This window comes from Bartonella sp. MU70NMGDW, from assembly GCF_042194085.1.
Lineage (GTDB): Bacteria > Pseudomonadota > Alphaproteobacteria > Rhizobiales > Rhizobiaceae > Bartonella > Bartonella grahamii.
Genome location: NZ_JBHIMK010000098.1, coordinates 1 through 5,831 on the forward strand (window position 1 = coordinate 1; position 5,831 = coordinate 5,831).

2 protein-coding genes are annotated in these 5,831 nt (G+C 40.1%); one reads left to right on the forward strand and one right to left on the reverse strand.

What is annotated here, in order from left to right; genetic code table 11:
• Positions 1-47: 47 nt before the first annotated feature.
• On the reverse strand, positions 48-998 hold the full coding sequence (locus tag ACFIKE_RS07960) for a siderophore ABC transporter substrate-binding protein (RefSeq protein ID WP_375649115.1): 951 nt from the start codon (positions 996-998) through the stop codon (positions 48-50).
• A gap of 198 nt (positions 999-1,196) precedes the next feature.
• Here ACFIKE_RS07960 and ACFIKE_RS07965 point away from each other — a divergent pair.
• On the forward strand, positions 1,197-5,831 hold a 4,635-nt coding region (locus tag ACFIKE_RS07965), incomplete at its 3' end, for a hypothetical protein (protein WP_375649117.1).

Consider the following 5,831-nt stretch of genomic DNA (forward strand, 5'->3'; position numbering starts at 1 on the left):
TCTGCTTTTAAATTTTATTTATATAGCAAGCAAGCTCTTTTGTACGCTTATTTGCTCTTTGTAAAGGCTTCATTGATCTGCTTAGCAGTTTCAAAGAGTCCCGTTAAACCACCACTTGCACGATACCAGCTCCAAGAGTCCAAATAAATAACTTGGTTTTGTTTGCTTGCTGTTGTGCGGTGAACAAGCTCATTGTTAAGCAATTGTGCTGCGGATTGCCCTTCCCGTCCAATGGCTGCATCCCGATCAATCACCAACAACCAATCAGGATTTGTCTCAAGAATAAATTCAGGAGAAATGAGCTGTCCATGTTTTTGTACAGTGAGTTTATCGGTTGCAGGGGCAATTCCGAAAGCGGAATGCAAAATATCAAAACGTGACTTTGGTCCTAAGGCACTGATTTTTCCACCAGAAGTCATGAGTACAAGACCTTGGCCTTTTCCTTTAGTATTTTTACGAACTTCAGCTAAAGTTTCATTGAGTTTTGCAATTTCTTCTGCAGCTTCTTTTTCTTTGCCAAAAATTTTGCCAAGGATAGACACATTCCGTTCAATATCTGAAAGAGAGTTTTCATTTCCTACAGTTAGATCAATTGTTGGAGCGATTTTGGATAAATCATTATATTTTGCTTGAGTTCTGGAGGAAATAATAATCAAATCAGGTTGAAGGGTGGCAATTTTTTCATAATCGGGTTCAAAAAGGGTACCAATTTTTTCATATTTTGCATCATCAAATTGTTGCAGATAGGATGGTTTTTTACCTTCAGGAATACCGATAACCGCTTTGATACCAAGGCGATTCATATTATCAAGAGAGGCAATATCAAACACAACAACCTTTTGCGGAGAAGCGGGAACAGAAGTCGTGCCTGAAACATGATTAATCGTTATATTTGTTTGAGTACTCGTATTTGCAATACTCGTATGAGTCCATAAAGCTGTTGCAAAGCTGATTGCAACCAGTAAAACAGAAGTCATCTGTTTCATATATTTTATCATCGTGATTTTATCCTTTTATCTAATATTACAAGGGTTTGCGCACTTAAAAACTTAACTTTGGTATTTTTATGCACAAAATGAAGCGTAAATAAATAACACTATGTTGTAAAGTTGACTAACATATGTTACAAATTGTTCACTTACCTCATTTTCACTTAATTCTAGTGCTTTTGCAACATTATTTAGAAAGTTTGACATATGATCAATGTATTTAAAAAGCGTACAAGTCTGTACGCACTGACAGCGAGTGCTCTTTTCCTTTTACAAGGTGTTGATGCTTCGATAGCGAGTGGTGCTGGTCCTGGTGCTGGTGGTGCTGGTGCTGTTCCTGGTGCTGTTCCTGGTGCTGGTGCTGGTGCTGGTGCTGTTCCTGGTGCTGATGGTGCTGGTGCTGTTCCTGGTGCTGTTCCTGGTGGTGTTGGTGCCAATGCATGTAATGTAGCGAGTTATAAAAGTTTTTTTGAGCCTTTATCACCTATTGTTTGTAGTGATAGAAAAGAACGCTCAATGAAGTATAGTACGGTTATGGTGAAGAGCGAGGGTGCTAATGCTGTAGCAGCGGGAAGGGTTGATTTTAATAAAGAAAATGTTGTTGAAGGATCAGCAAAAACTACTAAACAGACAATTATTAAATTGTACTCTTCATCTCTTAGGAATCAACCTGGTTCAGGTGTTAAGCAGGATACAACGCCGCAGTATGGGAGCGCTGTATTTGCATCAGAAGATGGAGTGATTAAATTGGAAAGCTCATGGATTCGTGATTTTGACACTGGGCTTTATGCTTCATATGGTGGAAGGATCATTATGGAAAAAGGGAAAATCCATAATGCAATTATGGGTGCTGAGGCTGTGAATGAATCACTTATTCTGTTGCGTGATACAGAGATTAATGTGTCGGGCCAACAGGGGGGGGGTAGTGAAGAGGAACTTATTTTAGATAATGCAACTGGTTTGCGTGCTAGCACTGAATCAGTAATAGACATGAAATTGGGGAAGGTTATTGTACCGACAGGTGGAACTGTAGTTGTGGCAGAAAACGGAGGAATCATTCAACTAGATAGTGTTAGTGTTACAATCAATGGAAGTAAACCTAACGTTGCAGGACAGCAACCTAACGCTGCAGCACAGCAATTGAGTAGCGTTTTCTCTACAGATGGAGGTTTTATTTCCTTTAAAAATGGAAACATTAGTCATTCAAATTCTGTTGGTATATGGGCCTTTGACAATGATGCTGAAGATTCTGAAAATGATGCAAGAAATAGTAATACAACAGTGAAGCGTATTGAAATAGATGAACCCAGTGTCGAGTTTCTTTCTTCTTTGGGCTATGCTAGCTATCTTATACCCAAAATTTTAGAACAAAAGACAAGGACAGGAGCCGATGCAGAAAGAACCGACGAAAGAACCGCTGAAGTGGATTTTAGGATTAGGGCTTCTGTAAAATCTTCAACTATTAACTTGAGTGGCGAAAGGTCTATTGGCGTATATCTTGATAATCAATCCGATGATTCAGAACAGAGCCAATTAAAAAGTACCCAATTACAAAATAAGAAGTCGTTAGTTCTTTTGCAAAAAACTACTCTTAATGTGCCAGATGGTACAGCCATTGTAGGTAATCATATGAGAGGCTCTGTCCTTATAGATAACGTATCGAATGTATCTGGTGATTCATTCTTAAAAGCTCTATCTACTTCTGAGGTGTCGGTTTTTGTTAATGATTCTATAGTTAGAGGTGAAGCTTATGCTGAAAAAGGTTCTCAGGGTAAGCTTTTTTTGTTCAACGAATCAAAGTGGCATTTAACGAAAAGTAGATTTGCGAAGCATAATAATGAGAGTTGCGAGGATTCATGTATTTCATTTGTAAAACTTGACAATTCTACTATTTCGTTTTTGCCTTTACAAAATGATGCTAATTTACAAAATTATAGTTATCAAATGCTTCGCATAGGAAATGGGGAAGGCACAGTTTACACCGCTTCTGGGGATTCTCATATTTATTTCGGTGCATTTGTGCCGGCTGATGCATCAGAGGATTCTCAACTATCTGATAGGCTTTTAATTCATGGTGATGTTTCTGGTAAAACTAAGGTGCATGTGCTTCCAATTAGACAAAATGGTGATGATCAACAAGATCAGAGTGCTCAAGGTTATAAACCTCAGAGTATTTCAATTATTCAGGTTTATGGCGAGGCGAGGGAAGATTCTTTTACGCTGAATGATTCGTATGTTACAATAAGCGGTTCACCTTATCAGTATATCCTTCGTGCTTACGGTCCAACGACTCCTTTGAAGATGGAATATTTCGATAATAAATTGGTAAAAAGTAAACAGATTTGGGATTACCGGTTAGAAAGTAAAATAGAAGCTGCAAATGGTACTTTTGATAATTTTGAGGTTAGCGGAGAAGAAGAGGAAGGCGCTGGTACAAGAGATGTTGTTCCTGCAGGCGCCTCTGGTGTTAACTCAAGAGCAGGCGCTTTAGGGAGATCTGATACAGGTGATGTAAGTCATGAAGAGGCTGGAAATGAGCCCTCTACAATATCAGATCCTTTATCTCCTTCTCTACATACCCTGACAACTGAAGAGACTGTTGATGGCAGTGAAAGAAGGGAACCGAATCCTTATACTCTGGAGGGAACTTTCAGTTATAATGAAGAACTGGTAACAAGTGATGGAAGTACAGATATTTATCTTCCTGATCCTTATACTCTGGGGGGAACTTTCAGTTATGATGAAGAACTGGTAACAAGTGATGGAAGTACAGATATTTATCTTCTTGATCCTTATACTCTGGGGGGAACTTTGAGTTATAATGAAGAACTGGTAACAAGTGATGGAAGTACAGATATTTATCTTCTTGCTGTTGATGGAAGTGAAGATCCTAGACAGAATGCAAATGAAGTAGAATATACTATAGTAGGTTACGGTGATTCTGATACAGTTGGTGTGGATTCTGGAATTCATAGAACTGAGACAGGTAATGAAGACCATACAGAAGGTGGATATGATGGATACCTAGAGAGTGAAGCATCTGAAGCTGTGACGTCTGTTCTTTCTACTACTACGTCTCCTGTTGCTTCTACTGTATCTGAGGGGGGCGCATCTACTGATCCGAGGGGGGCTAGAACATCCGAAGCTGTGACGTCTGTTCCTTCTCCTACTACGTCTTCTGTTCCTTCTACTGTATCTGAGGGGAGGGAATCTACTGATCAGGGTGGGTCTGGAACATCTGAAACTGTAACGTCTGTTCCTTCTTCTACTACGCCTTCTGTTGCTTCTGCTGTATCTGAGGGGGGCACATCTACTGATCAGGGGAGGGCTGGAACATCTGAAACTGTAACGTCTCGTCCTTCTCCTACTACGTTTCCTGTTGCTTCTGCTGCATCTAAGGAGGGGACATCTAATAATCTTGCAAGATCGGGGACATCTGGGCATAGCGTATATACTGTTTCATCCAATTTATCTCCTTCATCTAGAGGTAGAAGTTCGTTAAATTTAATATCTTTAGGAGCTGATTCAGCTGCGAGATCTGATCGAGGTAGGATTTCTGTGATATCGACAGATGGGATTTCTCTATCATCTGGGCATACTATATCGAATAGGCTTCCATCTATAGAATCAGCAGCTTCCATAAAGCCTTCTTCTGAGGTTTCTGTAACACCTGTTGCATCTTCTAGTCTAAATTCAACTGCTTCCATAAAGCCTTCTTCTGAGGTTTCTGTAAAGCCTGTTGCATCTTCTAGTGGAGCTGTTGGACGTGTTCTTGTGCTTAATAACTCTGGTAAGGAAACGATTTCTTCTACATGTGCTGATACGGAGAATAATAATAGTGAGAGGGGATCACAGACTTCTTATTTGTGTAGAGATGGTAAATCGCGGACAATAACAGGGAAGACACTGAAGGCAAGTGAGAAAACTCAGCATTCTATGCATGCAGGAAATCCAAATACAGTTATCAAGCTAGAGGGTACTACTATTAGTGGTGCGGATTCCTCAGATAGTAAAGATAATGTTGATTTTACTACATCAAAACTCGTGAGTGCTGTGCTTGCAGAAGACAAGGCAGAAGTTGTTTTGGATAAGAAATCAACAATTACCTCTTCTGTGATTGGGCTTGAAGCGCAAAGTGGCGGGAAGGTTACGATGCATGATGGGACAGTTAATGCTTATTATGTGGGCGCTTTCGCAGATTCTGGGGCATCTATTGATTTGAAGGATACGAAAATTAACGTGACGGGGGATTTGGCTGTGGCTGGTTTGGCGAGTCAGGCTGGTGAGGTAACTATGGACTCTGGAACGATTATGCTGACAAATGGAGTGGCTGTTCGCTCAGAAGCTGGGGGAAGCATTAAGTTAAACAAAGTTAACATTACTGCGAAAAAGGAAGCAGGAAAGTCGAATTCTACAGAGAAATTTGGACGTGCAGCTTTTCTGGTGAGTGATAATGCTTCTGTTGATTTTAAGAACGGAAATGTTGTTACTGATGCCCATGCTGTGTGGGTTATGAAGAGTGGTGATGCTGTTGAGACGGGTTCTTCTAGGAGAAGGAGATCCTCTGACGTTCGTCCTACTATGAATCACGTAAATATTGAGTCTTCTACTGTTAAAGTGGAAGGTGACGGAGTCTACGGCATATATTTTGATGGGGGAACACAGAAGGAAGCGAGTCAACAAAATCGAAGTCAGGATTTAACAACTGAGAAAACAAATGTTGTTAAGCGGAGTACTGTGTCCAAACAGGAAAAAACGCCTATAAGCATAACAGGGACAGTTTCGTTGAAGAAAACTGATTTTGAAGTTGCAAAGGGTATAGCGATCTATGGTAATAATTCT